General features: G+C 56.8%; 22 protein-coding genes and 1 pseudogene. 12 read left to right on the top strand and 11 right to left on the bottom strand.

The genetic code is table 11. The annotated features are described in order from the left end of the window. From Q1J88_RS09685 to proC, 3 genes are all read left to right on the top strand, one after another. The coding region (locus tag Q1J88_RS09685) for a LysR substrate-binding domain-containing protein (protein WP_301117452.1) at positions 1-480 on the top strand (480 nt) is incomplete at its 5' end. A 33-nt stretch (positions 481-513) separates the two neighbouring features. Further along, positions 514-1,026: a Dps family protein gene (locus Q1J88_RS09680; RefSeq protein WP_301117451.1), complete on the top strand. Its 513-nt coding sequence runs from the start codon at positions 514-516 to the stop codon at positions 1,024-1,026. Positions 1,027-1,050: 24 nt separating this feature from the next. After that, on the top strand, positions 1,051-1,881 hold the full coding sequence (proC, locus tag Q1J88_RS09675; protein ID WP_301117450.1) for a pyrroline-5-carboxylate reductase: 831 nt from the start codon (positions 1,051-1,053) through the stop codon (positions 1,879-1,881). 124 nt (positions 1,882-2,005) lie between these two features. On the opposite strand, the gene Q1J88_RS09670 is transcribed toward proC, so the two are convergent. Then, positions 2,006-2,614, bottom strand: coding sequence for a glutathione S-transferase N-terminal domain-containing protein (locus Q1J88_RS09670; RefSeq protein ID WP_301117449.1), 609 nt, complete (start codon positions 2,612-2,614; stop codon positions 2,006-2,008). Further along, positions 2,611-4,557 (bottom strand): S9 family peptidase, encoded by a 1,947-nt coding sequence (locus tag Q1J88_RS09665; RefSeq protein ID WP_301117448.1) that lies wholly within the window; start codon positions 4,555-4,557, stop codon positions 2,611-2,613. Before Q1J88_RS09665 ends, Q1J88_RS09670 begins: the two co-directional genes overlap by 4 nt. A 91-nt stretch (positions 4,558-4,648) precedes the next feature. Between Q1J88_RS09665 and Q1J88_RS09660 the strand changes: the two genes are divergently transcribed. The 7 genes from Q1J88_RS09660 (at position 4,649) to Q1J88_RS09630 (ending at position 12,014) form a co-directional block, all read left to right on the top strand. Then, complete coding sequence (locus tag Q1J88_RS09660) at positions 4,649-5,419, top strand: SDR family oxidoreductase (RefSeq protein WP_301117447.1); 771 nt, start codon at positions 4,649-4,651, stop codon at positions 5,417-5,419. Between the two features lie 14 nt (positions 5,420-5,433). Next, the gene (locus Q1J88_RS09655) at positions 5,434-6,510 is read left to right on the top strand and encodes a glyceraldehyde 3-phosphate dehydrogenase NAD-binding domain-containing protein (RefSeq protein WP_301117446.1); all 1,077 of its coding nucleotides are present in this window, start codon (positions 5,434-5,436) and stop codon (positions 6,508-6,510) included. Positions 6,511-6,586: 76 nt separating this feature from the next. Beyond that, positions 6,587-7,981, top strand: coding sequence for a class II fumarate hydratase (gene fumC / locus Q1J88_RS09650; protein ID WP_301117445.1), 1,395 nt, complete (start codon positions 6,587-6,589; stop codon positions 7,979-7,981). A gap of 80 nt (positions 7,982-8,061) precedes the next feature. Beyond that, the gene (locus Q1J88_RS09645; RefSeq protein WP_301117443.1) at positions 8,062-8,463 is read left to right on the top strand and encodes a DUF488 family protein; all 402 of its coding nucleotides are present in this window, start codon (positions 8,062-8,064) and stop codon (positions 8,461-8,463) included. Positions 8,464-8,524: 61 nt separating this feature from the next. Next, positions 8,525-9,916 (top strand): nodulation protein NfeD, encoded by a 1,392-nt coding sequence (locus Q1J88_RS09640; RefSeq protein ID WP_301117441.1) that lies wholly within the window; start codon positions 8,525-8,527, stop codon positions 9,914-9,916. 27 nt (positions 9,917-9,943) lie between these two features. Beyond that, complete coding sequence (locus Q1J88_RS09635) at positions 9,944-10,795, top strand: slipin family protein (RefSeq protein ID WP_301117454.1); 852 nt, start codon at positions 9,944-9,946, stop codon at positions 10,793-10,795. Between the two features lie 79 nt (positions 10,796-10,874). Next, the gene (locus Q1J88_RS09630) at positions 10,875-12,014 is read left to right on the top strand and encodes a PQQ-dependent sugar dehydrogenase (RefSeq protein WP_301117440.1); all 1,140 of its coding nucleotides are present in this window, start codon (positions 10,875-10,877) and stop codon (positions 12,012-12,014) included. A 10-nt stretch (positions 12,015-12,024) separates the two neighbouring features. On the opposite strand, the gene Q1J88_RS09625 is transcribed toward Q1J88_RS09630, so the two are convergent. From Q1J88_RS09625 to Q1J88_RS09590, 8 genes are all read right to left on the bottom strand, one after another. Further along, positions 12,025-12,450: a universal stress protein gene (locus Q1J88_RS09625; protein ID WP_301117439.1), complete on the bottom strand. Its 426-nt coding sequence runs from the start codon at positions 12,448-12,450 to the stop codon at positions 12,025-12,027. Positions 12,451-12,503: 53 nt separating this feature from the next. Continuing rightward, positions 12,504-13,034 carry a MarR family winged helix-turn-helix transcriptional regulator gene (locus Q1J88_RS09620; protein ID WP_301117438.1) on the bottom strand — a complete coding sequence of 177 codons (531 nt, stop codon included), beginning with the start codon at positions 13,032-13,034 and terminating at the stop codon, positions 12,504-12,506. A gap of 19 nt (positions 13,035-13,053) precedes the next feature. After that, positions 13,054-15,039, bottom strand: coding sequence for an acetoacetate--CoA ligase (locus Q1J88_RS09615; protein WP_301117437.1), 1,986 nt, complete (start codon positions 15,037-15,039; stop codon positions 13,054-13,056). A gap of 410 nt (positions 15,040-15,449) precedes the next feature. Continuing rightward, positions 15,450-15,899 (bottom strand): azurin, encoded by a 450-nt coding sequence (gene azu, locus Q1J88_RS09610; protein WP_301117436.1) that lies wholly within the window; start codon positions 15,897-15,899, stop codon positions 15,450-15,452. 224 nt (positions 15,900-16,123) lie between these two features. Then, positions 16,124-17,248, bottom strand: coding sequence for an ABC transporter substrate-binding protein (locus tag Q1J88_RS09605; RefSeq protein WP_301117453.1), 1,125 nt, complete (start codon positions 17,246-17,248; stop codon positions 16,124-16,126). A 239-nt stretch (positions 17,249-17,487) separates the two neighbouring features. Then, entirely contained in the window at positions 17,488-17,841 is a 354-nt protein-coding gene (locus Q1J88_RS09600; protein WP_301117435.1) for a hypothetical protein, read from the bottom strand. Between the two features lie 35 nt (positions 17,842-17,876). Next, entirely contained in the window at positions 17,877-20,348 is a 2,472-nt protein-coding gene (gene ctaD / locus Q1J88_RS09595) for a cytochrome c oxidase subunit I (protein WP_301117434.1), read from the bottom strand. Further along, positions 20,345-21,097, bottom strand: coding sequence for a hypothetical protein (locus Q1J88_RS09590; protein WP_301117433.1), 753 nt, complete (start codon positions 21,095-21,097; stop codon positions 20,345-20,347). Before Q1J88_RS09590 ends, ctaD begins: the two co-directional genes overlap by 4 nt. Before the next feature lie 40 nt (positions 21,098-21,137). On the opposite strand from Q1J88_RS09590, the gene Q1J88_RS09585 reads away from it, so the two are divergent. Then, positions 21,138-21,608 carry a DUF2231 domain-containing protein gene (locus Q1J88_RS09585; protein ID WP_301117432.1) on the top strand — a complete coding sequence of 157 codons (471 nt, stop codon included), beginning with the start codon at positions 21,138-21,140 and terminating at the stop codon, positions 21,606-21,608. A 79-nt stretch (positions 21,609-21,687) separates the two neighbouring features. Here the strand turns inward: Q1J88_RS09585 and Q1J88_RS12915 are convergent. Then, a pseudogene (locus Q1J88_RS12915) lies at positions 21,688-22,083 on the bottom strand (CopD family protein); the annotation flags it as partial. Positions 22,084-22,335: 252 nt separating this feature from the next. On the opposite strand from Q1J88_RS12915, the gene Q1J88_RS09580 reads away from it, so the two are divergent. Beyond that, positions 22,336-23,128 (top strand): sulfatase-like hydrolase/transferase (locus Q1J88_RS09580; protein ID WP_301117431.1); only part of this gene is annotated, 793 nt, incomplete at its 3' end.

Below are 23,128 nucleotides of genomic sequence, written 5' to 3'. Positions count from 1 at the left end.
GTTCAGCCGCTTTACGACGAACCCTTTGTAGTGGCCGTGCCAAAGGGACACCCATGGGCGGATCATAAGCAGATAAGCTCCGACGCGCTGAAGGAAGAAACCATGTTGCTGCTGGGTGCCGGCCATTGTTTCCGGGACCAGGTGCTCGAAGTCTGCCCCGAGCTTTCGCGATTTTCAGCTTCAAGTGAAGGGATACAACGGACCTTCGAAGGCTCGTCGCTGGAAACGATCCGCCATATGGTGGCGGCCGGGGTCGGCATTACCGTGCTTCCTGCCAGCGCTGTAGGCTCGGGCGTTCCCAAGAACGATCTACTTACTTATATTCCATTCAAAGAGCCTGTACCTGACCGGCGAGTTGTTCTGGCCTGGAGAAAAAGCTTCCCGAGGCCGACCGCAATACAGGCCTTGATAAAGGCCATACATCGCACAAAACTGGACGGCGTCCAGTATCTGGAAGAGCCCACCGACATGGTATGCTAACCCGACTTTCCTCACCCAAACGGAGATGCAAAAATGGCCAAGGCATCAAGCAAGTCCTCCAGTAAAACCGAGAAAGGCATCGCGATCGATATCGGGATCAGCGCCAAAGATCGTGAGGCAGTCGCGCACGAGCTTTCAAAAATGCTTGCCGACTCATATACGCTTTATCTGACCACTCATAACTTTCACTGGAACGTAACCGGGCCGCTCTTCAATACGCTGCACGACATGTTCATGACGCAGTACACCGAGCAGTGGCAGGCTCTGGATGAAATTGCCGAGCGGATCAGGGCACTGGGCCATTACGCACCGGGCACCTATGCCCAATACGGAAAACTTGCGTCCATCACGGCTCCAACCGACGTGCCGGAAGCCAACGATATGGTGCGTTTCCTGGTCAAGGGAAACGAAGCCGTGGCCAAAACGGCACGAGCAGCGCTCGAACGCGCTGAAGAAGCAAAAGATGCTCCAACCGTCGATCTGCTTACACGTCGTCTCGACATCCACGAAAAGAACGCCTGGATGCTGCGCAGTCTATTGCAATAGACGCTTCCTAACCTGTTCCCATACATGAATCACGAACTTACCATGGCGTTCATCGGCGGTGGCAATATGGCCTCCGCCCTGGCTTCGGGCCTTATCGGCAAGCGCTGCGGCGCTTCCGATGTGCATGTCGTCGACATCGACGAACAGGCACTATCGCGTTGGCGCGAACAGGGCGTCAGTACTGCGTCGGCTGCCGATGAAACTCTGTCTACGCGGCGCGTCTGGATCTTTGCGGTCAAGCCGCAAGTCATGAAGGAAACCGTCGCCCAATGCAAACCCTTCCTGCGTCCCGATACCCTGGTAATCAGCATCGCCGCGGGTATCGAAAGCAGCACCCTGGCGGGCTGGCTGGGCAGCGGCACACCCTGGACCAGGCTGGTTCGCTGCATGCCCAACACGCCGGCGCTGATCGGTGCGGGGGCCTCGGGGCTGCTCGCTCTTGACGGCGTTTCCGACGACGATAAGGCTGTGGCCCAGTTGCTGTTCAAGTCCGTTGGCGAGTATGTCTGGGTAGAAAACGACACACAGCTGGATGCCGTTACGGCGTTGTCCGGAAGCGGGCCGGCCTACGTGTTCCTGTTTCTCGAAGCCATGATCAAGGGCGGGCTCGAACTGGGGCTCAGCGCCGAACACGCACGCAAGCTGGCACTGGCAACGCTTCGCGGAGCCACCGAACTGGCCGCACTGTCACCCGAAACACCAGCTGCCTTGCGTGAACGGGTCACTTCAAAAGGTGGTACCACCGCAGCGGCCCTGGCGGTATTTGAATCACAAGGCTTTGAACAGACCGTTCAGGCGGCCATGCGTGCGGCGTTTGATCGTGCCGGCGAACTGGCATCCGACTTTGCAAAGTAAACCCCGCAGTTGGGGGTAGTTCATCTTTGCAAAACCTGGTGCACCAGTTGCCAGATATGGCTACCCTTAAAAAAATGCCGGCAAGTGCCGGCATTTTTCATAACAGGGCAATGACAGGGCCGGTTTAAATCAGACCCTGCTTTTTCAGCGCTGCCTGAACACCTGGGTCGGCATCCAGACGCTGCATGAAGCGCTGGAGGTTCTGCAGGTTTGAAAGGTCCAGCTCCTTGACTCTGGCCCACAGGCCCGTGACATACACATAAGAATCGGCGATCGAGCGACGGCCGGTCATCCAGTCCTTGCCTTCGAGCTGTTTGTCGATGACGCCGTAAAGGAAGCGCAGGCGCTCTGCTGTCTTGTCGATAAGTACCTTCTGTATTGCGGGGTCGTCGCTGTACGTTTGTGCACCGAACAATATCGAGAAGGTCCGATGCAGGTCGGAGTTGGCAAAATTAAGCCAACGTCGCACTTCTGTTCGCTCGACAATATCGGCGCCATGCAAACCGGCGTCCGGGTGCAATTCGGTCAGGTACTCAAGAATTGCGACGGTCTGTGTCAGTACCAGATCGCCGTCGATCAGGACCGGCACAGACCCCACTGGGTTGAGCGCAAGAAACTCCGGATTCTTCAACGCGTCGCGTTCGACGGACTCGGCCTCGTAAGGCAGTCCCATCCATTCCAGGACGATTTGAGTCACCAAAGGGCAGGCGCCCTTAAGGTAGTACAGTTTCACTTATTTCTCCTTGTGGTCTGGGCGGGATTCCCGGTGCGCCCAAGATGGGTATCCAGGAAGCTCGCCATACGGTGATAAAACTCAAACTTGTTCTCGTCGTTATGAAATCCGTGCCCCTCATTGTCCTTGACGATGTAGTCGACATCGATCCCACGCGCCCGCAACGCTGCCACCATCTGGTCGCTCTCGTCCTTGTTGACGCGGGGATCATGCGCACCTTGTGCTATCAATAGCGGCGTCTGGATATGATGGGCGTTAAGGGCCGGAGACGTGGCTTCCAGCCGCTGCCTGTCCTTCTCGGGATGCCCGACCATTTGATACATTTTCTCGAGCATCGGCTTCCAGTAGGGCGGTATGGTATTAAGAAAGGTCAGCAGGTTGGACACACCGACGTAATCAATGGCGGCAGCATAAAGTTCGGGTGTGTAGGTGATACCTGCCAAGGTGGCATAACCGCCGTAGCTGCCTCCATAAATGGCAATACGCGCCGGGTCTGCAATGCCCTGGTCAATCAGCCATTCAACGCCATCCGTGATGTCATTTTGCATTTCCAGACCCCATTGCCCGAAACTGCGTTCCCAGAACTGCCTTCCGTAACCTGTGGATCCACGGAAATTCATCTGCAACACCGCATAGCCGCGATTCGCCAAAAACTGTGCCTCCGGGTTGAATCCCCAGCTGTCACGTGCCCAGGGGCCACCGTGAGGATTGATTACGCAAGGTAGCAGACGGGGCTCACGTCCCAGGGGTAACGTCAGGTACCCATGAATGGTAAGTCCGTCGCGCGACTGATATTCAATAGGCCGGACAATCGCCATGTGCTCTTCGGGCAGATCAGGGTTGATGTCAGCCAGCTTATGGATGGCGTCGTGATGCGCGTCATAGATATACCGGCTACCCGGTGTGCGGTCGCTATATGCGGCCACGATGAACTTGGTTTCGTCTTGGGTGCTGCTCTGATAAGCAATTTCGTAACCCGGCAGATGCGCCTGAAGCCGCGCATGCCGCTCTTGGCTTAACGCATCAAAAAAGTGATGACCCGGTCTGTCGGTTTGGTACACCGCCATGGTCAACACTTTGCGCAATTTCGAGTACCCGACGCCGTCAAGGTCGACCTGTGGGTGTTCGTAGATAAGTTCTTCTTTGTCGGGCTGCGCCGGATCGATACGCACGAGAGCAAGTCTGTCCCGACCGCGATTGCTGAGGGCGAAGAAAGCGTTGTCGTCAAAATCAAAGAACTGCGGCAAGACTGTCGTGCGGAAATCGGTCTGGATCAGCGGTCGAAAATCTCCGTGGTCGCTGCCCCGATACAGCAAGGTTGTATCCAGGCCATCGCTGGCTACGGCCAGACGAACGCGCCCGGAGTGATCCGTCTGCCAGCCGATGACATTGCCGGGGTTCTCCGCCACCAACACCGACTCACCAGTCTTAATATTGGTACGGTAAACATCAAATACTTCGGCGTGCCGGCCATTGTGACTGATAAGCATGTGTTCGGGATCGTCTTCCAGGTCGTCCTCGATGCCGGCGCGAACTCCATCGAAGGGCGTAAGGTCTACAACCGCGCCGCTGTTGATGTCAACCGCCAGCACGTGAAAGTTTTCATCTCCGTTGAAATCCTTTTCATAGATGACGGTATGCGCGCCTTTCCAGAAATAAGCGCTGATATCCCGCTGTACCTCTGAGGTAATGCGGCACGCTTCGCCTACTGGCCGGCAACCGTCAAGCGGCTGTACAAAAATGTTCATGCGCTCAGGCTGATTGTCGATAACAACAGGTTCCATGAAACCCAGCATCGAGCCGTCGTCTGACAACCTGAAATAGCCTCGGGAGGGGTTCCTGAAGAAAGTTTCAATCGGATAGACAGGCGGTACGGGCGAAGCCGCCACGTCTTGAGAAATGAGACCCGTGCGAATTACAGGAGGCTTAAGCCAGGTGAGCATGAAGTGACCTTGAATGTGCGGAGCCATTACTATATCGACTTGAGGCCACTCTGCCTATGTTTCCCCTTGTCTGATTACAGTCATCCAGCTCATGCACGCACCTGATTTCTCTTTAGCCGGCAAAACCGCGTTGATCACCGGTTCCACCGGCGGTCTGGGATTCGAAATTGCCAAGGCTTATGCAGCCAGCGGCGCAAAGGTCCTGCTGAACGGTCGTTCAGGCGACCGGGTCAATCAGGCCGTCGAACTCATAGCACGGTTGGGAGGGCAGGCAAGCGCATTGGTTTACGACGTCGGCGACCTGGATGCTCAGGCGTCAGCCATCGAACAGTTGTGCCAGGAGGCCGGCCCGCCGGATATCCTGGTCAACAACGTCGGCATCCGCCTTCGAAAGTCGCTGAATGACTCCTCTCTGGAGCAGATCCAGTCATTGATTCACATCAACCTTGTTTCCGCCATGCACTTGTCCAAGCTCGTGGCAGCGGCAATGCGAGCCTCAGGCATTGCCGGCCGAATCATCAGCATGACGTCTATCGCAGACCGTATTGCCCGGCCCGGCGATGCCGTCTATGCGGTCGCAAAACATGGCTTGGCCGGCCTGGTCAAGGCACTGGCAGTGGAATATGGGCCCAGCGGTATTACCAGCAACGGCATCGCACCCGGCACCTTCGCTACAGAAAGCAATGACCGGCTGGCAAAAGACCCTGTCCAGGGGCCGAGGGTTCTAGGGAGAAACCCGCTCGAGCGCTGGGCCGACCCCTCCGAAATAACGGGAGCCGCCGTGTTTCTGGCCTCGCCATCAGCCTCCTATGTCAATGGTCATATACTGGTTGTGGACGGCGGTTTTTCTATTACCTTTTGAAGTTGGATTTACACATGAACACTCAGATTCGCCTGGCTATAAACGGATATGGCCGCATTGGGCGTTGTTTCTTGCGCGCCCTTTACGAATCGCCATCCAAAGACCGATTCCGCATCGTCGCAATCAATGAACCGGCGGATCTGGATACCATGGCCTATCTGACACGCTTCGACTCTACTCATGGGGTATTTCATGGCAAGGTGGAGCAGGGCGAAAACTGTCTGCGGGTCGACGGGCATGACATTGCCGTCACTCACGCCGGCACTCCCGAAGAGGTCGACTGGCAGGGGCTGGGCATCGACCTGCTCATAGAATGCTCGGGGCAGTATGGCACCCGTGAACAGCTGCAGCGCTTCATCAGTGCGGGCGTGCCGCGATTGCTGCTTTCACATCCAGGTGCCAGCGCAGCAGATGTGGACGCCACTGTGGTCTATGGGATCAATCACCAGAACCTCACGGGCACAGAGCGCCTGGTTTCGAACGCTTCGTGCACGACGAATGCCATCGTGCCGGTACTCGACTTGTTGCACCAGGCTTTCGGGGTAGAACAGGCTTTCCTGACCACCTTGCATTCCGTCATGAACGACCAGCCACTCATTGACGGCTACCACCACTCCGACCTGCGTCGTACCCGCTCTGCCATGCAGTCTTTTGTACCCGTTGCCACGGGCCTGGCAAAAGGCGTAGAGCGCCTGCTGCCAGAGCTTGCGGGGCGCATTCAGGCCAAGGCTATCCGGGTGCCGACGCTCAACGTGTCCGCCATCGATCTCATGTTTCAGACCCGCGATGACGTACGGGCGGAAGACATCAATGCACTCATGCGAAACGCTGCAGAGCATGCACCTGAGTACATCGCATACTCAGACCAGCCACACGCATCGATAGATTTCAATCATGACCCGCACTCGGCAATTATCGACGGCAGTCAGACCAGGCTATGTGGACGCCGCATGGCAAACACGCTAGTTTGGTTCGATAATGAGTGGGGCTTTGCCAATCGCCTGCTCGATGTCGCCAACATCTGGAGCGACCTGCTGGCCAAGCCTCACATCGCCCCGACGTCCCGCAGGCACGAGAGCGAAAGCGTATAGTTCCAAGACGCCGGTCTATCCCGGGCTAAACCGGAAAAGGCCGGTTCCCACAGGCATCACACAGGAGCTCACAGTTATGGCCAAGACGCGCATTGAAACCGATTCCATGGGTGAGATCGAAGTTCCCGCCGACCGGTACTGGGGGGCACAGACACAGCGGTCCATTCATAACTTTCCTATCGGAGTTTCGCGGTTCAAATGGCAGGCCTCCATCATTCGCGCCCTCGGCATCCTCAAGCGAGCTGCCGCGGAAGCCAATGCCGAGCTGGGTGAGCTGCCAAAGGATATCGCCGACCTGATCGTACGGGCAGCCGACGAAGTCATTTCTGGCAAGCTCGATGCGGAATTCCCCCTCGTCGTGTTCCAGACGGGGTCGGGCACTCAGTCGAACATGAATGCGAACGAGGTGATCTCGAACCGGGCCATAGAACTGGCGGGCGGCACCATGGGAAGCAAAAGCCCCGTCCACCCCAATGATCATGTCAATCGCGGTCAATCCTCGAACGACACATTTCCCACCGCCATGCATATCGCGGTCGCCCAAGAGCTGGAAAGGGATTTTTTTCCGGCGCTGCGTCAATTGCAGTCCACTTTGGCCGACAAGGCACACGAATACGATCAGGTCGTCAAAACCGGGCGCACCCATCTGCAAGACGCCACTCCAATCACGCTGGGACAGGAAATCGGTGGTTGGGTTGCCCAGATAGCCTTTGGACTGCAAGCAGTGGAAGCGGCCTTGCCGGGCATCTATGATCTGGCCATTGGTGGCACAGCTGTCGGTACCGGGCTCAATGCCCATCCGCGTTTTGGCGAAACTGCCGCCGCACGCATCGCGCAGATCACCGGTTTGCCTTTCAAGTCTGCCGAAAACAAGTTCTTTGCCTTGTCGGCACATGATGCCTTGGCCAACCTGTCTGCTGCTCTGCGATTGCTCGCCGGTGCCCTGTTCAAGATGGCCAACGACGTGCGATGGCTGGCAAGCGGCCCGCGCTGCGGCATCGGCGAGTTGATCATTCCTGATAACGAACCCGGCTCGTCAATCATGCCGGGCAAAGTCAATCCCACGCAATGCGAGGCAATGACCATGGTCTGCGCCCAGGTATTCGGTAACGATGCGGCGGTTGCGTTTGCCGCCACCCAAGGCAATTTCCAGCTCAATGTCTATAAGCCCGTCATGGTTCACAACGTGCTGGAAAGCATCTCTTTGCTGGCCGATGCCAGTCGCGCCTTCAACGACCATTGCGCAGCCGGGATCGAGCCCAATCTCGAGATCATCGAGGCCAATCTGCAAAAGAACCTGATGCTGGTCACTGCGCTGAATCGGCACATCGGCTATGACAAGGCCGCCGCCATTGCCAAGAAGGCGCAACAAGAGGGCACAACATTGCGCGAAGCGGCGTTGGCGCTGGGCCATGTCACGGCCGAACAATATGACAAGTGGATTGTGCCAATCGAGATGACCCGCCACTAAGCTGGTCGCGGGTCAAGGTGGTCGCTGCAGCCGCCGGAACGGCATCCGAATCATTCTTGCTCATTTCAAGAGGTCTACTCATGAAATTCAAGGTCGATATTCGACGTGTCTACGACGAGGCACAAGCAAATGAAGGATACCGTGTGCTTGTCGACCGCTTGTGGCCGCGCGGCCTTTCCAGGAGAGAGGTCCAGTTTGATATCTGGTGCAAAGATCTCGCCCCAAGCACTGAGTTGCGAAAGTGGTTTGCTCACAAGCCCGAGCACTGGGAGCAGTTTGGCAAGGATTACCAGACTCAGCTGCGCACTGAAGAACAGTTGCAGCGGATCAAAGAACTCATACGCAACGCGCATGCTAAACACATGACGCTTCTGTACAGTGCGCACGATACGACACACAACCACGCCGTAATTCTCGCAAAGGAAATCGCCCGCGTCGCCGGTCGCATGAAAGCGCCAAACGGTAACCGCGAGCCGGCGTAGCGCTCGTAGGGACTATACTGACACAGAAGGCGTTCACGGGGCGCCCCAATCGGAAGCCGCAATGATCCGATCGATTCCAAATCCTTACTCATGTACGCGCTGGCTGGCCCTCGCCTTTACAGCGCTGGTGCTCTTGCTTTGCGCAGGCGCCTCTACCGGGCAGGGCAGCAATCAGGTCGTTGAATTGCGCCTTGACGGTGTCATCAGCCCGGCATCGTCTGACTTCATCATCCGTGGCATTCAGCGCGCCGCCACCGATCAGGCTCAGCTGGTGGTCATCACTCTGGATACCCCGGGTGGCCTCGACGCTTCGATGCGAAGTATCGTCAAGGCCATCCTCGCTTCGCCGATTCCGGTGGCGACCTACGTGGCGCCCACTGGTGCCCGCGCAGCCAGCGCCGGAACCTTCATTCTGTATGCCAGCCATATCGCCGCCATGGCGCCCGCGAGCAATATTGGCGCTGCAACTCCGGTTCAGATAGGAGGCTCGTCGCCCGCCAAGGCGTCAAAAGAAAAAGACTCCGCGCCGCCGGAAGACGCGATGTCTCGCAAGGCCCGCAACGACGCTGCGGCCTACATTCGAAGTCTGGCACAGTTGCGGGATCGAAACGTGGGGTTTGCTGAACTGGCCGTTACCGATGCGGCCAGCATGTCGGCGCAGGAAGCGCTCGATAAGAACGTTATCGATCTGATCGCCGCCGACCTGCGCAGCCTTCTGGTGCAGCTGGATGGACGCGATATCCGTATTACAGGTGATAAAGTGGTGCAACTGCAAACCGCTGACGCACCGGTCGCCCAGGTCGAACCCGATTGGCGAACAAAGTTGTTGTTGCTAATCGCCAACCCGCAAATTGCAGTCATACTTATGATGATAGGTGTGTACGGACTGTTTTACGAAGTCACCAGCCCCGGCTTGGCAGGGCCGGGCGTTGCGGGGCTGATCAGCCTGCTGCTCGCCTTTTATGCCTTTCAGCTGCTTCCGGTCAACTGGGCCGGTGTCGGGCTGATATTTCTCGGATTGAGCCTCATGATTGCCGAGGTCTTTCTGCCCAGTTTCGGGATCGCCGGTGCAGGCGGTGTCGTGGCTTTCGTCTTGGGAGGGCTACTCTTGACCAACGATGACATTCCCGGTTTTGATTTGGGTTTGCCATTTATCATCGGGTCGGCGCTGTTAAGTGTCGCAGTACTGATGATCATTGGTCATCTGGCGTTGCGGTCATATCGAAGCCGCATCGTCAGCGGTACCGAATACATGATAGGCCAGACCGGGACGGTTACCGAAACCCAGGGCGATGTCACTTATGCCGAGGTGCAGGGGGAGCTGTGGAAGGTGCGAAGCCACCAGCCGCTGCGCACCGGCCAGAAGGTACGCGTCGTGTCGATTGACGGTCTGGTTCTTACAGTTGACGTTGTCGCTCCGTCTTCGGCGCAGCCCGTTTCCAGAAACCTTTAGCCCAGCAAGGAAACCTCTATGTTCTTCATCGATTTCGATCTGAATTTTGGCCTGCTGATCCTGTTGATCGCGGTTGTGATCATCCTGATCAATACCTTGAAGATTCTGCGCGAATACCAGCGTGGCGTCATTTTCACGCTGGGGCGCTTTACCGCGGTCAAAGGTCCCGGCCTGGTGGTTGTCATTCCGGGCCTGCAGCAGATGGTGCGGGTCGATCTGCGCGTCGTCACCATGGATGTACCCAGCCAGGACGTCATTTCACGCGATAACGTTTCGGTCAGTGTCAATGCTGTGATCTATTTCCGCGTGGTAGCGCCCGAGAAAGCCATCATTCAGGTCGAGCGTTATCTGGATGCCACCAGCCAGCTCGCGCAGACAACCTTGCGGGCGGTGCTGGGCAAGCATGATCTGGACGATATGCTTTCCGAGCGTGAGAAGCTCAACCTCGATGTCCAGACCATTCTTGACCAGCAGACCGACGGTTGGGGCATCAAGGTAACCAACGTCGAGATCAAGCATATCGATCTCAACGAAAGCATGGTCCGCGCTATCGCCCGTCAGGCAGAGGCAGAACGGGAGCGTCGCGCCAAGGTGATTCACGCCGAGGGCGAGAAGCAGGCAGCCCAGGCCTTGATGGAAGCTGCACAGAAGTTGGCCGAACAGCCTTCGGCCATGCAGCTGCGCTATCTGCAAACCCTGACGCAAGTCGCCGGAGACAAGACCTCAACTCTGGTGTTTCCTGTCCCCGTCGACATGCTGGCCGGATTCTTCGAAAAATCGGGCAAGGGATTTGCCCCCATAGTTCCCCCGGCTCCTGTACCCCCTGCACAGCCTGAAGCCCAACCCGATCTGCCACGAAGAATAGACCCTGTCGCCTGAACCGGACGCAACTATGGCCACTGTCGGCAACCTTGAATTCACCCGAAGATGCTTGCGATGCTTTTCAGGCAGGGCCTTGATGGCGAGCGTGTCCTTTGTGCTCGCGTTTGGGCCTTCCTCACCGAAGGCGCAACAGTCAGAGGGACGCAGCACCGCGAATTCAGTACAGGTCAGTACCGTCGTGCAAGGCCTTGAGAACCCATGGAGCCTGGCATTCCTGCCTGATGACGAGGGCGTTCTGATTACCGAACGGCCGGGCCGATTACGGATATGGACAGCTCAAAAAGGATTATCCAGAGCAATTCAGGGCACACCGGCAGTCTTTGCTAAGGGGCAGGGCGGGCTACTGGACGTCGCGATAGCCCCTGACTTTGCCAAGACGCGCCGTGTGTATTTGTCGTATGCAGAAGGATCGCCCCGAAATCCCTCGGAAGGTCCGGCCGGTACGGCCGTAGGGTTCGGGAGGCTGACAGATGATGGGCAGCGTCTGGAAGATTTCCAGGTCATTTTCCGGCAACGGCCAAAATTATCGAACGGCGTACATTTCGGGTCGCGTCTTGTATTCGACGACAAGGGTCATTTGTTCATTGCGTTAGGCGAAAACAATCAGCGGCCGACTGCGCAGGACCTCGACAAATTACAAGGCAAGGTCGTGCGCCTGCGTCCGGATGGAAGCATACCCGAAGACAACCCCTTCATCGGGCACGACGGCGCGCTGCCGGAAATCTGGTCGTACGGCCACCGGAACCAGCAAGGCGCCGCTTTGAATCCCTGGACAAAAGTGCTCTGGACACATGAACATGGCCCACGTGGCGGAGACGAGATCAATATCCCCGGGGCCGGCAAGAACTATGGATGGCCGATCGCCACGCATGGGATCAACTATTCAGGCTTGCCCATACCGGAAGCCAAAGGCGAGACCGCCCCGGGCACTGAGCCTCCTCATTACGTCTGGAAGAAATCACCGGGCATAAGCGGCATGGCCTTCTACAATGCCGATAAGTTCCCGCCCTGGCGCGGCTCTCTGTTTGTTGGTGCCCTGGTAGACCGGGCAGTAATCCGGCTGTCTCTTGACCACGACAAGATAATCGGCGAAGAAAGGTTGCTGGAAGATATCGGCGCGCGTATTCGCGATGTCAGGGTTGGGCCTGACGGCTACTTGTGGGTGCTGACCGACGAAAGGGACGGGCGACTATTAAAGGTGGGACTAAAGCCCTAGTCGCCGCCACTTACTTCACCAAGGTAACAGGAATATCGATCAGGCTGATGACTTTGGTGGCCACCGAACCCAACACCAGGCCCGTTACACGGCCAAGCCCTCGGGTACCCATTACCACATGAGAACAGCCTTGCTCTTTGGCGTGTTCGACGATGGTCTCGGCAACAGGACCAACCAAAACCGCGAATGTGACCGGCACCGAAACGCCCGACAACAACTCGCGGGCATCTTTCAGGGCCTTTTCACCTTCTTCTTCGTAATACTCGTTAAGTATCTCGGCCGAGATGAAGCGCTTGACATTGCCCGATGCAATGGGAGGCTGGACCGTGACCACGCGAAGAGCGGCCTCGGGATGATTCCCAACCATGGCAAGCGCGGCCTTGAGTGCATTTAGCGACGATTCAGACCCGTCGATAGGAACCAGTACAGTGTTCATTGTTGACCTGATGAGTAAGCGCCCACGGTGCAAGATGCAGGGGCAGGAGCACCTTATCTTAAACCATGCTCCGGCTTGGTATTACCCGAATCGTAAAGCTTTTTCAGGAGTGCCATAAGCGTGTCACGTTCGGAATCTGTCAAGGCGCTGGCCGCTTCGGATTCGATCTGCGCCGCCTGCGCCTCTGCTTCGCGACACAAAGCCTTGCCAGGTGTGGTCAAGAAGAAGTGTTGAATGCGACCGTCCTGCACGCTTCGTTGGCGTAACAGTAACTCCCTGGCTTCCAGGCGCTCCAGGACGGGTGCCAGATTGGGGGGTGCCACACCGATGCCGTGGGCAACCTCCTTTTGGCTTAGCCCCGGGTTCGCCAACAGCAGACTCAAGACTGCAAAATCTGCGGGACGCAGACCAAACCTGGACATTCTCGGATCAGAGAAAGGTTCGAGGTGCAAAAAGGCACGCCTGCAGTGATATCCCAGCAATTGATGCATGTTCGAAGCGGCCAGGGCGTGGCACACGCCGGATTCGGACGTCGGTGCGTCGGCACGACGTCCGCCTGACGAGGGCATCGGGCTTTGTGCCATTCGCAAGTCAGGCTCCATTTCAGGACTCTGCCACCGTTGCGTTCAGGCGTCGGGCAAACTGCACGTACCATTCCAGGCTTTGTGGATTGGACATGGCGTCGGGACTGGCGACCTTGTCGGCACTTGCGCCAAGCAACAGCTTGCGCACCGGCAGCTCCATCTTCTTGCCACTGAGCGTGCGCGGAATCTCGGTTACGGCAAGCACCTCGTTGGGTACGTGTCGCGCCGAGGCCTTGCTGCGGATCTGCTCTTTGATGCGATTGACCAATGCCTCGTCAAGTTCGACACCGTCGGCCAGAACCACAAACAGGGGCATGTAAGACGGGCGACCCAGATACTCAAGGTCGACCACCAGGCTGTCACGAATCTCGGGAAGCTCTTCGACCACCCGATAGATTTCGGCTGTACCCATCCTAATGCCGTGACGGTTGATCGTAGTGTCCGAGCGACCATAGATGACCGATGTGCCACGCGGAGTGAATCGAATCCAGTCGCCATGTCGCCAATACCCTGGAAAGGTGTCAAAGTAACTTTCCAGATATCGCTTGTTGTCCGTGTCGTTCCAGAAATACAGTGGCATTGAGGGCATGGGCTTGGTAATGACAAGCTCACCCACCTCGTCGATCACTGCGCGGCCCTCGTCATTGAAGGCATATGCGGCCACGCCCAGCTCGGCACATTGAATCTCGCCGGCACTGACGGGCAAAATGGGAGTGCAGGCGACGAATCCCGAGGCAATGTCCGTACCACCGCTGATCGACGCCAGCCAGAGATCCTTCTTGATGTTTTCATAAACCCATTCGTACGCGTCAAGGGGCAGGGGTGAGCCGGTGGAGTTGATGCTACGCAAAGATCTGAAATCCGCCTGGGCCCCGGGCTTGAGGTTATCCTTCTTGCACTGGATAAGAAATGCAGCACCACATCCAAAGTGTGTGATGCCGAATTCGTCTATAAATTGCCATAAGGATTGGGTGTCAGGGTAAGAGGGATTGCCGTCGTAAAGCACAACCGTAGCGCCCGACAACAAGCCGCCAACCATCAGGTTCCAGACGATCCAGCCGGTACTTCCAAGAAACATGAACCGGTCACCTGCCCGGACATCATGCTGCAACTGCATGGTTTTGAGGTGGGTCAGCACAATGCCGCCATGTCCGTGCACCATGGCTTTGGGCATGCCAGTGGTCCCCGACGAATAGACGATCCACAAAGGATGATCGAAGGGGAGCCGTTCAAACTTCAGTGGTTCGGAACTGGCCAAGGCATCTTTCCACGATGCAGATTGCCGCCAGGCCGGAGTTCCGGAAGCAGCCGGACCGGCAACGTGAATGACATGTTCGATCGACGGCAGCTTGTCCAGCAGCTCGTTGACCACAGCGCTGCGATCATGCACCTTTCCGTTGTAGCGGTAACTGTCTACCGCAAACATGACCTTGGGCTCAATCTGCTGAAAGCGGTCGACCACCACAGAAACGCCCATTTCAGGTGAACAACTGGACCAGATTGCGCCCAGGCTTGCACAGGCAAGAAAGGCAACGACGGTTTCGGGCAGATTGGGCATGAACGAAACCACACGGTCTCCCGGTTGCACGCCCAACCGACGCAAATACGCAGCAAGAGCGGCCGTGTCGTCGTGGAGTTGCTGCCACGACACTTCTCGCGGGGCGATATCTTCACCTCGCGCCAGCAAAGCCGGGCGGGAAGCGTCAGCATTGCGAAAGACATGCTCGGCATAATTCAGGCGCACGTTGGGGAACCATTTTGCGCCTGGCATGGTTGCATCCGCCAGCACCACGCCTGGATCGCCATCGGCTTGAATATCAAAAAACTGCCAGACGGCGGTCCAGAACTCTTCGAGCTCATCCACCGACCATTGCCATAGCGATGCGTAGTCGTCAAAGTCTTTTTTGTAGTGCTTCTGCAGATACTGCATGAAGCTTGCCAATCGCGTTTCGTTGATTTGCTGTGCGCTGGGACTCCAGAGTACGTCGCCTTGCTCGATGGCCATTCCAAACCCTCTTGTTCAGTTTACGCTGTGTGAAAGAAATTAATTATGATACATAACTAATTGCGCAACGAGGAGGAAACGGCATAGGTGAAAACCCCGGTCGCCGGTTTCAGGCGAGCGTAGTTACAAAATGCATTGCTTTTGTCCAGTGAACTGAAAGCCCTGTAAATTTGAGGGCTCGCACCCGGCAGCGACCAGTTATACGCACACTTATGCACAGACTTTGTGGATAAGACAGCAGCCCCAAAGGTCTGGCGCTTGCCTGGCGTTCACTTTATCGCCACAAGCCTACGTACCGATGACCGGCGGTACAAACACGTAGGCGGCATGGACGACGCAGCCATGCACGAACTATTGCAGGACTGGCTGCACCGGTATGCCGCCTGGATAAAACAATTTGTATGAGGGAATCAGCTGCCCAGCTTGAGCGTGCCTTTCATAATGGCCCAGTGGCCAGGGAACGAGCAAAAGTAGGTGTAGTTTTCACCGGCTGTCAGTTTGTTGACATCGAACGTGACCGATGACTCTTCGCCGCCACCAATCATATCGGTATGTGCGATGACACGATCATCGTTGGGCTTGAGATACCCATTTGCCGCGCCGGCCGCCATTCCGTCTTTTGCGGTCGCTTCCATATTGTCGGTGGTTGTCAGTACCCAGTTATGACCCATCGCAGACACCGGCAACTTCCCTACGTGCTTGAGCGTGACCGTGTACTTTTCACAAGACTTATCGACCGTGATCTCTTTGAGATTGAACTGCATGGCATCGTTGCCTTCGATGACTGTTTCGCAATTGGCGGCCATGGCAGGAAGCGCGGCGGCGGACAATATAGCGGCAAGGGCAAATTTGGCGAACATATCTGGCTCCGTTAGCAGTTAGAAAACCGTGAGTCGACATCGACGGGACCAAACAGAGTCCGCAGCGTCTCGACAGTAAGTTCATTCTAACCCTCGAGCCGGGTATTGGGGTTGACCCTGATCAAACAGAATGTAAAAAGCCCGCCTTACCGAAATAAGGCGGGCCTGAAAGAAGTCAGAAGACTTCTGCCACGCGTCATCCCGACGCGCGCTGCCTTAAAGGCTTATTGCTTCTTATTAAGAGCTTCCATGTCGATAAGCGACCAGTCGCCATCCTTAACCGTGATGAGAACGCGTGCACGTTCGTCCATACCGAAATGGTCGGTAGGCGTCATGTTATAGACGCCGTGTGTGGCAACGACTTCTTTGCTTTTCTCGATGGCATCGCGAAGCGCAGCACGGAATTCAGGAGTTCCGGGTTTTGCTGCCTTGAGAGCATCAGGAACCGCGTTCTGGAACAACAGGAACGCGTCATAGAACTGTGCTCCGAAGGCTGAAAGCGATCCCTTGCCATATTTGGCTTCGTAACGCTCGGTATAGTCGAGGCCCAGTTTTTTGGAGGGGTTGCTGTCAGGAAGCTGATCGGCCACTACCACGGGACCGACCGGCATGATGGTGCCTTCAACAGCCTTGCCACCCACTCGCATGAACTCTTTTGTTGCCGTACCGTGGGTTTGGTAGATCTGTCCTTTGAAACCACGGTCCTGCAAGGTAACCTGGGGCAAGACAGACGGTGTGCCCGACGCCACCACCAGAACTGCGTCCGGCTTGGCTGACACGATCTTGACGGCCTGACCCGTTACGCTGGTGTCGGTACGGTTGAATCGCTCGACGGCGGTAAGCTTGATGCCGGCCGCTTCAGTGGCCTTTTTCATGGCAGTGAGCCAGCTTTCGCCGTACGCATCGGTGTAGCCAATGAAGCCCAGCGTTTTTACGCCGGTTGCCTTCATGTGCGAGATCAGGCCGTCGGCCATGACGTCATAGTGTTGTGGCGCGCGGAACACCCACTCGTTCTTGTCTGCGGGAAGCTCGACAGGCGCGATTGTTATAAGAGGCGTCTTGGCTTCGTTTACGACTTCGGCAATTGCAGCGCTGGTGGGAGTGGCCGACGAACCCAGAATAATATCAACCTTGTCTTCGTCGACCAGCTTGCGGGCGTTGCGCCCGGCCTGCGTGGCATCGGTCGCGTCGTCCAGCACAATGTAGTTGACCTTCTCGCCTGCGACGGTGTCGGGCAACAAGGGTACGGTGTTCTTTTCGGGAATTCCAAGTGCGGCCGCAGGACCGGTGGTGGACAAGGAAATGCCGACGTTGATGTCAGCCAGAGCCGGTGAGGCCATTACTACCATTGAACCTGCAGCGATAGCCGCCGCGAGCGTCAACTTTTTATGCATGCTTCCTCCTTTTTGCTACCTAGGGCATTAATTCTTGGTTTTCAGCATTACTTCAGTTTTTTGGCGCTCGCCCCGACGGTGATTCAGACGCCACAAGCGACTCTACGCGCTTAGAAAATGTCGGTCAAGAACATTTGTTACATATTGGGGTTAACCATCGTTTTGACCAAGCACGCGAGACCAGCGGCCATGAATCAAGGTGTACACACGTCAAATGCCAGTAAGGGCAGGCCCGTAAAAAATATGGCTCCCCATGCAGAGACATCTACAAGCAGGGCAGTGCGCCACAAAAAAGGGGACCGGACCGAAGGGGCTTTGCGCTGCACATGCGAGTGTTGATTCACGCTTCGCGCGACCAGCCACGCGCTTATCAGCAAATGAAGAATCCAGCATGCCAGCAGTATCGTACGCACGCCTGTTGCTGACATGACCGCCGGAACATAAAGGCAGGCCAGTGCATGCCCTACGTACAGAGTCACGAACGCGCTTGACCAGACAATGAAGCCCGCTATGACACGCCAAAGACCGGGCGCGCCGATTGTTTGCATGCGGTCTGAAGAACCGGGGCGAAAAGCATGCATGATCAACCTCGCAAACAGATCATCAGCAGCATCAAGCCTGCACCACTTGATGCTGTATACAAGCCCCAGAGCGATTGCACGCGAAGCTCCTCCAGGCCTTGAGCCTGCGCGTGGAGCAGGTGCCGACACAACGCGTAAACCGACATCAGCAAAGCGACACCCACATGCAGGGCCAGATAAATCAATATCACTGTCATCAAGGCGGGATAGGCATGGGTGGCGGGCCCATCCAGGTACGACACCAGTGTCACCAAGACCGCCAGTGCGGATGTATGGAAAATAATTCCCCATACATGCAGAACCGCAGTCCGTCCTTTCTTCGGTGTCAGCAGCGCCACGCATAACATTCCAAGCAAAGAGCCAGCCAACATTACCCATACCCACCAGGGCGGCTCCAACCACCTGGGAGGCGGCCAATTGGGTGCATACAAGCTTAGGAACAAACTGCCAAAGATCAACGACGCGAGCAGGGCGGCATCCGCCACAAGGGCACAAGCCATTCCCCACCAGCCGGGCGATCCTTTTGCTGCCCAGTGCCCGGGAAGGTCGACGCCTGTCTGCGCGTCGACACAGGCTGGATTCCCTTTAGGGGCCAGTTGCCATGCCCAGAACAGAAACAGCAAAACCGTAATTCCGGCAAACCATAGCGCCACACCGTAGCTCTTGAGCAACAAGGCCAGAAAAAATGCTCCGGTTGTCAGGCCGCAATACAGCGGAACCCAGGTCGGACCCGGCAAATGAATCACGCTGAGCGGCTTTCCGCTAAGGACATCTACGCTCAAGGTCTGGCGAGCAGGTGGCGAATCAGTACAAAGCCAAGCCCTTCCTTGCTCGACCCGCTCGCCCAGATCAGGTTCAGCCCAGAGCGGGTAGCGATCATTTACTTCAGGTATGCCGGCAAAGTTGTATGACGGTGGAGGCAGGGGCATGGCCCATTCCAACGTCCCCGCCCGCCAAGGATTGCGGGGCGCCAGATCGCCTTTACGGGCATGCAGGATCATGTCCAGTATGAAGATGCCGAAGCCGATGGCTTGAATGAACCCGCCCAGGCTGCTGACCAGATTCAAGGTGTCCCAACCTGTATCCGCGCCATACGCAAATATTCGACGGGGCATGCCCAACAGGCCGGTCAGGTGCATGGGCAGAAAGGTCAGGTTGAAGCCAATGAATATGAACCAGAACGCGGCCGATCCCAGGCGTAAAGAGGGCATGCGCCCCGTGAGATGCGGCAACCAGTAGTAGGCTGCGGCCATCAACGGAAACACCGCTCCCCCGATAAGCACATAATGCATATGTGCGACAACAAAATGAGTGTCATGCACCTGAACATTGAAAGGGATCAACGCCACCATTACGCCGGTCAGGCCTCCCAGCGTAAAGATCACGAGGAAACCGCCCAAAAACAACATGGGAAGACGCAACACCACCTTCCCGGACCATAGGGTGGCAATCCAGGAGAAGAACTGAATGGCGGTTGGTACGGCAACCAGCATGCTGGCCGCCGAGAAAAATGCGAGGCTCAGTTGCGGTATCCCTACGGTGTACATATGGTGTACCCACAGGCCAAAACTAAGAAAACCCATGGCGACAATGGCATTCACTACCCAGGCATGGCCAACCAGGGGATGGCGCGCGAACGTAGGGATCAGCGTAGAGACCATGCCGGCTGCCGGCAAAAAAATAATGTAGACCTCGGGGTGGCCAAACATCCAGAACAGATGCTGCCATAGCAGGTTATCACCACCCAGCTCCACCGTAAAAAAGGGCAACCCGAATGCACGTTCGAGCTCAAGCAGGATTCCCCCCAGAATCAAGGGGGGAAAGCCCACAAGTATCATCCCTGCCGTTACCAGCATGTACCAGGCGAATATCGGCATGCGAGACAGGCTCATGCCGGGAGCCCGCATCTTGAGTATGGTACTGATAAGCTCAACCGCACCACATAAAGCAGAAATTTCTGCGAAGGTAATGCCTATCAGCCAGATATCGCTGTTGATGCCGGGCGTGAACTGGCTGCCCGACAAAGGCGTATACATGAACCAACCGCTGGAGGGTGCCAGCCCCAGCGCCATGCCGCCCATCAGTATCAAGCCTCCGAACAGGTAGCACCACCAGCCATAGGCACCCAGGCGCGGAAACGCAAGATCGCGTGACCCGAGCATTTTTGGCAACAGATAAAATGCGAACCCCTCGAGCATGGGTATGACAAACAGGAACATCATCACCGTGCCGTGCATGGTGAACATCTGACCGTACATGTCGGCATCAACAAACCCGCTGTGCGACGTCGCAATCTGCGCGCGTATCAACATGGCCAGCACACCGCCTACCAGAAAGAAGACTAGCGCCGCCATCATGAATCGCTTGCCCATGGCCGTATGGTTGACAGCCGACCAGCCACGCCAGCCCGGAGGGGATCGCCATAGCGCGTCAAGATTACGGTGCAAGGTTCCTGTATCGCGCGTTTCCGTCATTGTGTTCCTTCGGGGTCGGCGGGAAGAGACGCCAGCACATCGGCAAGGTCCGCGGGTTCATGGGCAATGACCGTGAACTGCATGCCGGCGTGTCCCACACCGCAGTATTCTGCGCATACCCCTTGATATACACCCGGGGTGTCGGCAGTGATGTGTGTTGAATTGGCCCGCCCAGGGATTGCGTCCATCTTGCCGCCAAGGCGCGGCACCCAGAAACCGTGAATCACATCGGAGGCCCGCAGCTCGATCGCCACGGCGACGCGGGCGGGAATATGAATCACATTGACTGAACGCCGCACGCCGCCGGGCGCATCGGGATACCTGACTTCCCATTGCCACTGCCGCGCCGTGACAGTTACCTGATATTGCGCCTGCTGAGCCGGGGGAGCCGCGGCATACGTGTAAATCAAAAGCGTAGTCATCACGCTTAGGGGAAACACCACGCCGCCACCCAGCAAAAATAAGAACGGGCGCCGTGCCAGACCTCCGTGGCTGCGGCGCCTGACCGCAATAAAAGTCAGCGTGAGCATAAGCAGCAGTATCAGCAGACTTCCCCATGCCATCCACTGCCATACATGGGCGATATGCTGCGCCTGCCCACTGGCGGGATCCAGCACCGAAAGAGGGCTGGCATCGCAGCCGGACAAAACGCCCTGCATGGCCACCAGCGAGGCAAGAACCACCCGGGGAACTCGCCGTCTATCCGTGCTTCCCGCCCCTGCGATCGGCTCCTTGTGGTGGTACGGCATTTGCTTGCCAAACGAAGTCCCGGGCCTAAAGACATTCACCATGAGATTCTTGCTCCGCCACAAATCCAACAATCCACATACCGCGGTGGCGTTGGGCAGCCATCCCTTGCACCCTATGGTGGTGCCATTCCCCATCGCTTTCCTGATAACGGCCCTGGCTACGGATGTGGCGTTCCTGTTTACCGCGGACGAATTCTGGCTTCGACTGTCGCTATGGCTCTTGGGTGCCGGAACATTCATGGGCATTGTGGCAGGACTGATAGGTGCCGCCGAGCTTCTGATCATTACCTCCATTCGCCGTCGGGCCGCCGCGTGGAGCCATTTCGTGGTCGCCGTCATGCTCTTGTCCGTCGCCTTTCTGAACTGGTTCATACGCTGGTCCGACCCCATAGAGGCGCTTTTGCCATGGGGCTTGGCACTTTCGGTGCTGGGTTTGCTTCTGGTCTCGGTGGCCGGATGGCTGGGGGGTAAGCTTGTTTTCGAAGAGAGGGTAGGGGTAAAAGAGGCGTAGAAACGCGTTCGCCGGATTCAGACTTCACAGGAACGGAAAGTGGGTGAGCCCGATCGAAGGGCAGCCGCGGCTTGGCCAGTACCAACCAGAGAACACAGGGAAACAGCAAGACGGGCATAAGAATGCGCATCGTTCGGGAAAAGCGATTTGCCCGCTCGGCGCTATGACTTTGCTTGGCCAATAATGTGCCGCAGCGCGCATGGATGATGGCAAGCAGAGCTACCACAAGCAATTTGACGGCAAACCAGGGTTCCGTAACGTTGCGAAGCGGTATCAGGACAGTGCCGCTGATTATGGCAAATAGAGCAAAGGGCGAGGCGATCCAGAGGTAGATTCTGCGCACCATGCCATGGAGCCGAAGATACTCCGGGTTGGAAAGACGCGGACTATGTCCGGCCATCAATATAGGCAGGTAGATCAGAGAGGCACTCCATATAACGATAGCAACAATGTGCACCGCCTTTACCCAGACCATTTGTTCCCCGTTCATGCGCCAATGACATCCGTTCAGATACTGCTGCGGGCCAGAAAAGCGGTCAGCAATTAGGGTGCCCGGTCTCTTTGCCGAAGGCCCCACCCTCTTTAAACACCGCAACAAGTTTCTGCGTGGCAACACCTTTGTAACGAAAATTTTTGAAGGCAAACCAAGTGAAATCTGGTACGCTTTGCGGCAACTCGAAAGGCGACTTTCTTGTTGTGCCGAAGCCGCCACGTACTGGAGATAACTTTGAAGAAGACAGTTCCAGCATTTCTGGCGGCCGGCCTGGCCGCGTTTGCGCTTGCCGGCTGTGGCAGCAGCAGCGGTTCCGACAACGATACCGCCAACAAAGGCCCCAATATCCTGTTCGTCATCATGGACGACGTGGGCATCGACCAAATGAAGGTGTTCGGCTATGGCGGTGCCATCGGCCCCGATCTACCCAATATTGATGCCGTCGCTCATGCCGGCGTGCGCTTTCGCAACACATGGTCGATGCCGGAATGCTCGCCCGGCCGTGCGGCATTCTTCGTCGGTCGCTATCCTCTGCGTACCAATATCAATCAAGCCATCGGTCCACAAGATCTGGCCAATTCCCAGTTGTCGCCCTACGACGTCACGGCGCCCAAGCTGCTCAAGAAAGCGGGTTACGAAAGCGCCATGTTCGGCAAGTTCCACCTGGCCGGACCCGAAAACAACGAAGCAGAAGATGCCACCCCCTCAGTATTGGGCTGGGATCACTTCTACGGCTGGGTCGGCGGATTGCCAGGGTCGATCGACAGTACGGCCGGAGGCATCGCAGAACCCGGCACCTATATGTGCGGATTTGTTCCAGGCCTGGGGCACCATAATGATGGGGCACAGGTTGGTGCCTGCTACCAGCCGGATGGCGCATGCAAGGTTATTGAGCGCAGCTCGCCCGATCAGGACGCCCCTGGACTGCAATGTCTGGAATCAGGCGGAATTCTCGTGCCCCACGAAAAGACTTGTGGCACACCACCGGATTACCTGACGTTCGACACGCTCAATGCCTATTATGTTT

Source organism: Pusillimonas sp., assembly GCF_029263785.1.
Classification (GTDB): domain Bacteria; phylum Pseudomonadota; class Gammaproteobacteria; order Burkholderiales; family Burkholderiaceae_B; genus Pusillimonas.
This window is presented reverse-complemented; position numbering and strand designations above follow the sequence as displayed.

Excerpts from the sequence above, each read along its gene's own strand:
- Q1J88_RS09680 (WP_301117451.1), top strand. The coding sequence starts at position 514 with ATGGCCAAGGCATCAAGCAAGTCCTCCAGTAAAACCGAGAAAGGCATC.
- proC (WP_301117450.1), top strand. The coding sequence starts at position 1,051 with ATGAATCACGAACTTACCATGGCGTTCATCGGCGGTGGCAATATGGCC.
- Q1J88_RS09665 (WP_301117448.1), bottom strand. The coding sequence starts at position 4,557 with ATGCTCACCTGGCTTAAGCCTCCTGTAATTCGCACGGGTCTCATTTCT.
- Q1J88_RS09660 (WP_301117447.1), top strand. The coding sequence starts at position 4,649 with ATGCACGCACCTGATTTCTCTTTAGCCGGCAAAACCGCGTTGATCACC.
- Q1J88_RS09655 (WP_301117446.1), top strand. The coding sequence starts at position 5,434 with ATGAACACTCAGATTCGCCTGGCTATAAACGGATATGGCCGCATTGGG.
- fumC (WP_301117445.1), top strand. The coding sequence starts at position 6,587 with ATGGCCAAGACGCGCATTGAAACCGATTCCATGGGTGAGATCGAAGTT.
- Q1J88_RS09645 (WP_301117443.1), top strand. The coding sequence starts at position 8,062 with ATGAAATTCAAGGTCGATATTCGACGTGTCTACGACGAGGCACAAGCA.
- Q1J88_RS09640 (WP_301117441.1), top strand. The coding sequence starts at position 8,525 with ATGATCCGATCGATTCCAAATCCTTACTCATGTACGCGCTGGCTGGCC.
- Q1J88_RS09630 (WP_301117440.1), top strand. The coding sequence starts at position 10,875 with ATGGCGAGCGTGTCCTTTGTGCTCGCGTTTGGGCCTTCCTCACCGAAG.
- Q1J88_RS09625 (WP_301117439.1), bottom strand. The coding sequence starts at position 12,450 with ATGAACACTGTACTGGTTCCTATCGACGGGTCTGAATCGTCGCTAAAT.
- Q1J88_RS09620 (WP_301117438.1), bottom strand. The coding sequence starts at position 13,034 with ATGGCACAAAGCCCGATGCCCTCGTCAGGCGGACGTCGTGCCGACGCA.
- Q1J88_RS09615 (WP_301117437.1), bottom strand. The coding sequence starts at position 15,039 with ATGGCCATCGAGCAAGGCGACGTACTCTGGAGTCCCAGCGCACAGCAA.
- azu (WP_301117436.1), bottom strand. The coding sequence starts at position 15,899 with ATGTTCGCCAAATTTGCCCTTGCCGCTATATTGTCCGCCGCCGCGCTT.
- Q1J88_RS09605 (WP_301117453.1), bottom strand. The coding sequence starts at position 17,248 with ATGGTAGTAATGGCCTCACCGGCTCTGGCTGACATCAACGTCGGCATT.
- Q1J88_RS09600 (WP_301117435.1), bottom strand. The coding sequence starts at position 17,841 with ATGCAAACAATCGGCGCGCCCGGTCTTTGGCGTGTCATAGCGGGCTTC.
- ctaD (WP_301117434.1), bottom strand. The coding sequence starts at position 20,348 with ATGACGGAAACGCGCGATACAGGAACCTTGCACCGTAATCTTGACGCG.
- Q1J88_RS09590 (WP_301117433.1), bottom strand. The coding sequence starts at position 21,097 with ATGCCGTACCACCACAAGGAGCCGATCGCAGGGGCGGGAAGCACGGAT.
- Q1J88_RS09585 (WP_301117432.1), top strand. The coding sequence starts at position 21,138 with ATGAGATTCTTGCTCCGCCACAAATCCAACAATCCACATACCGCGGTG.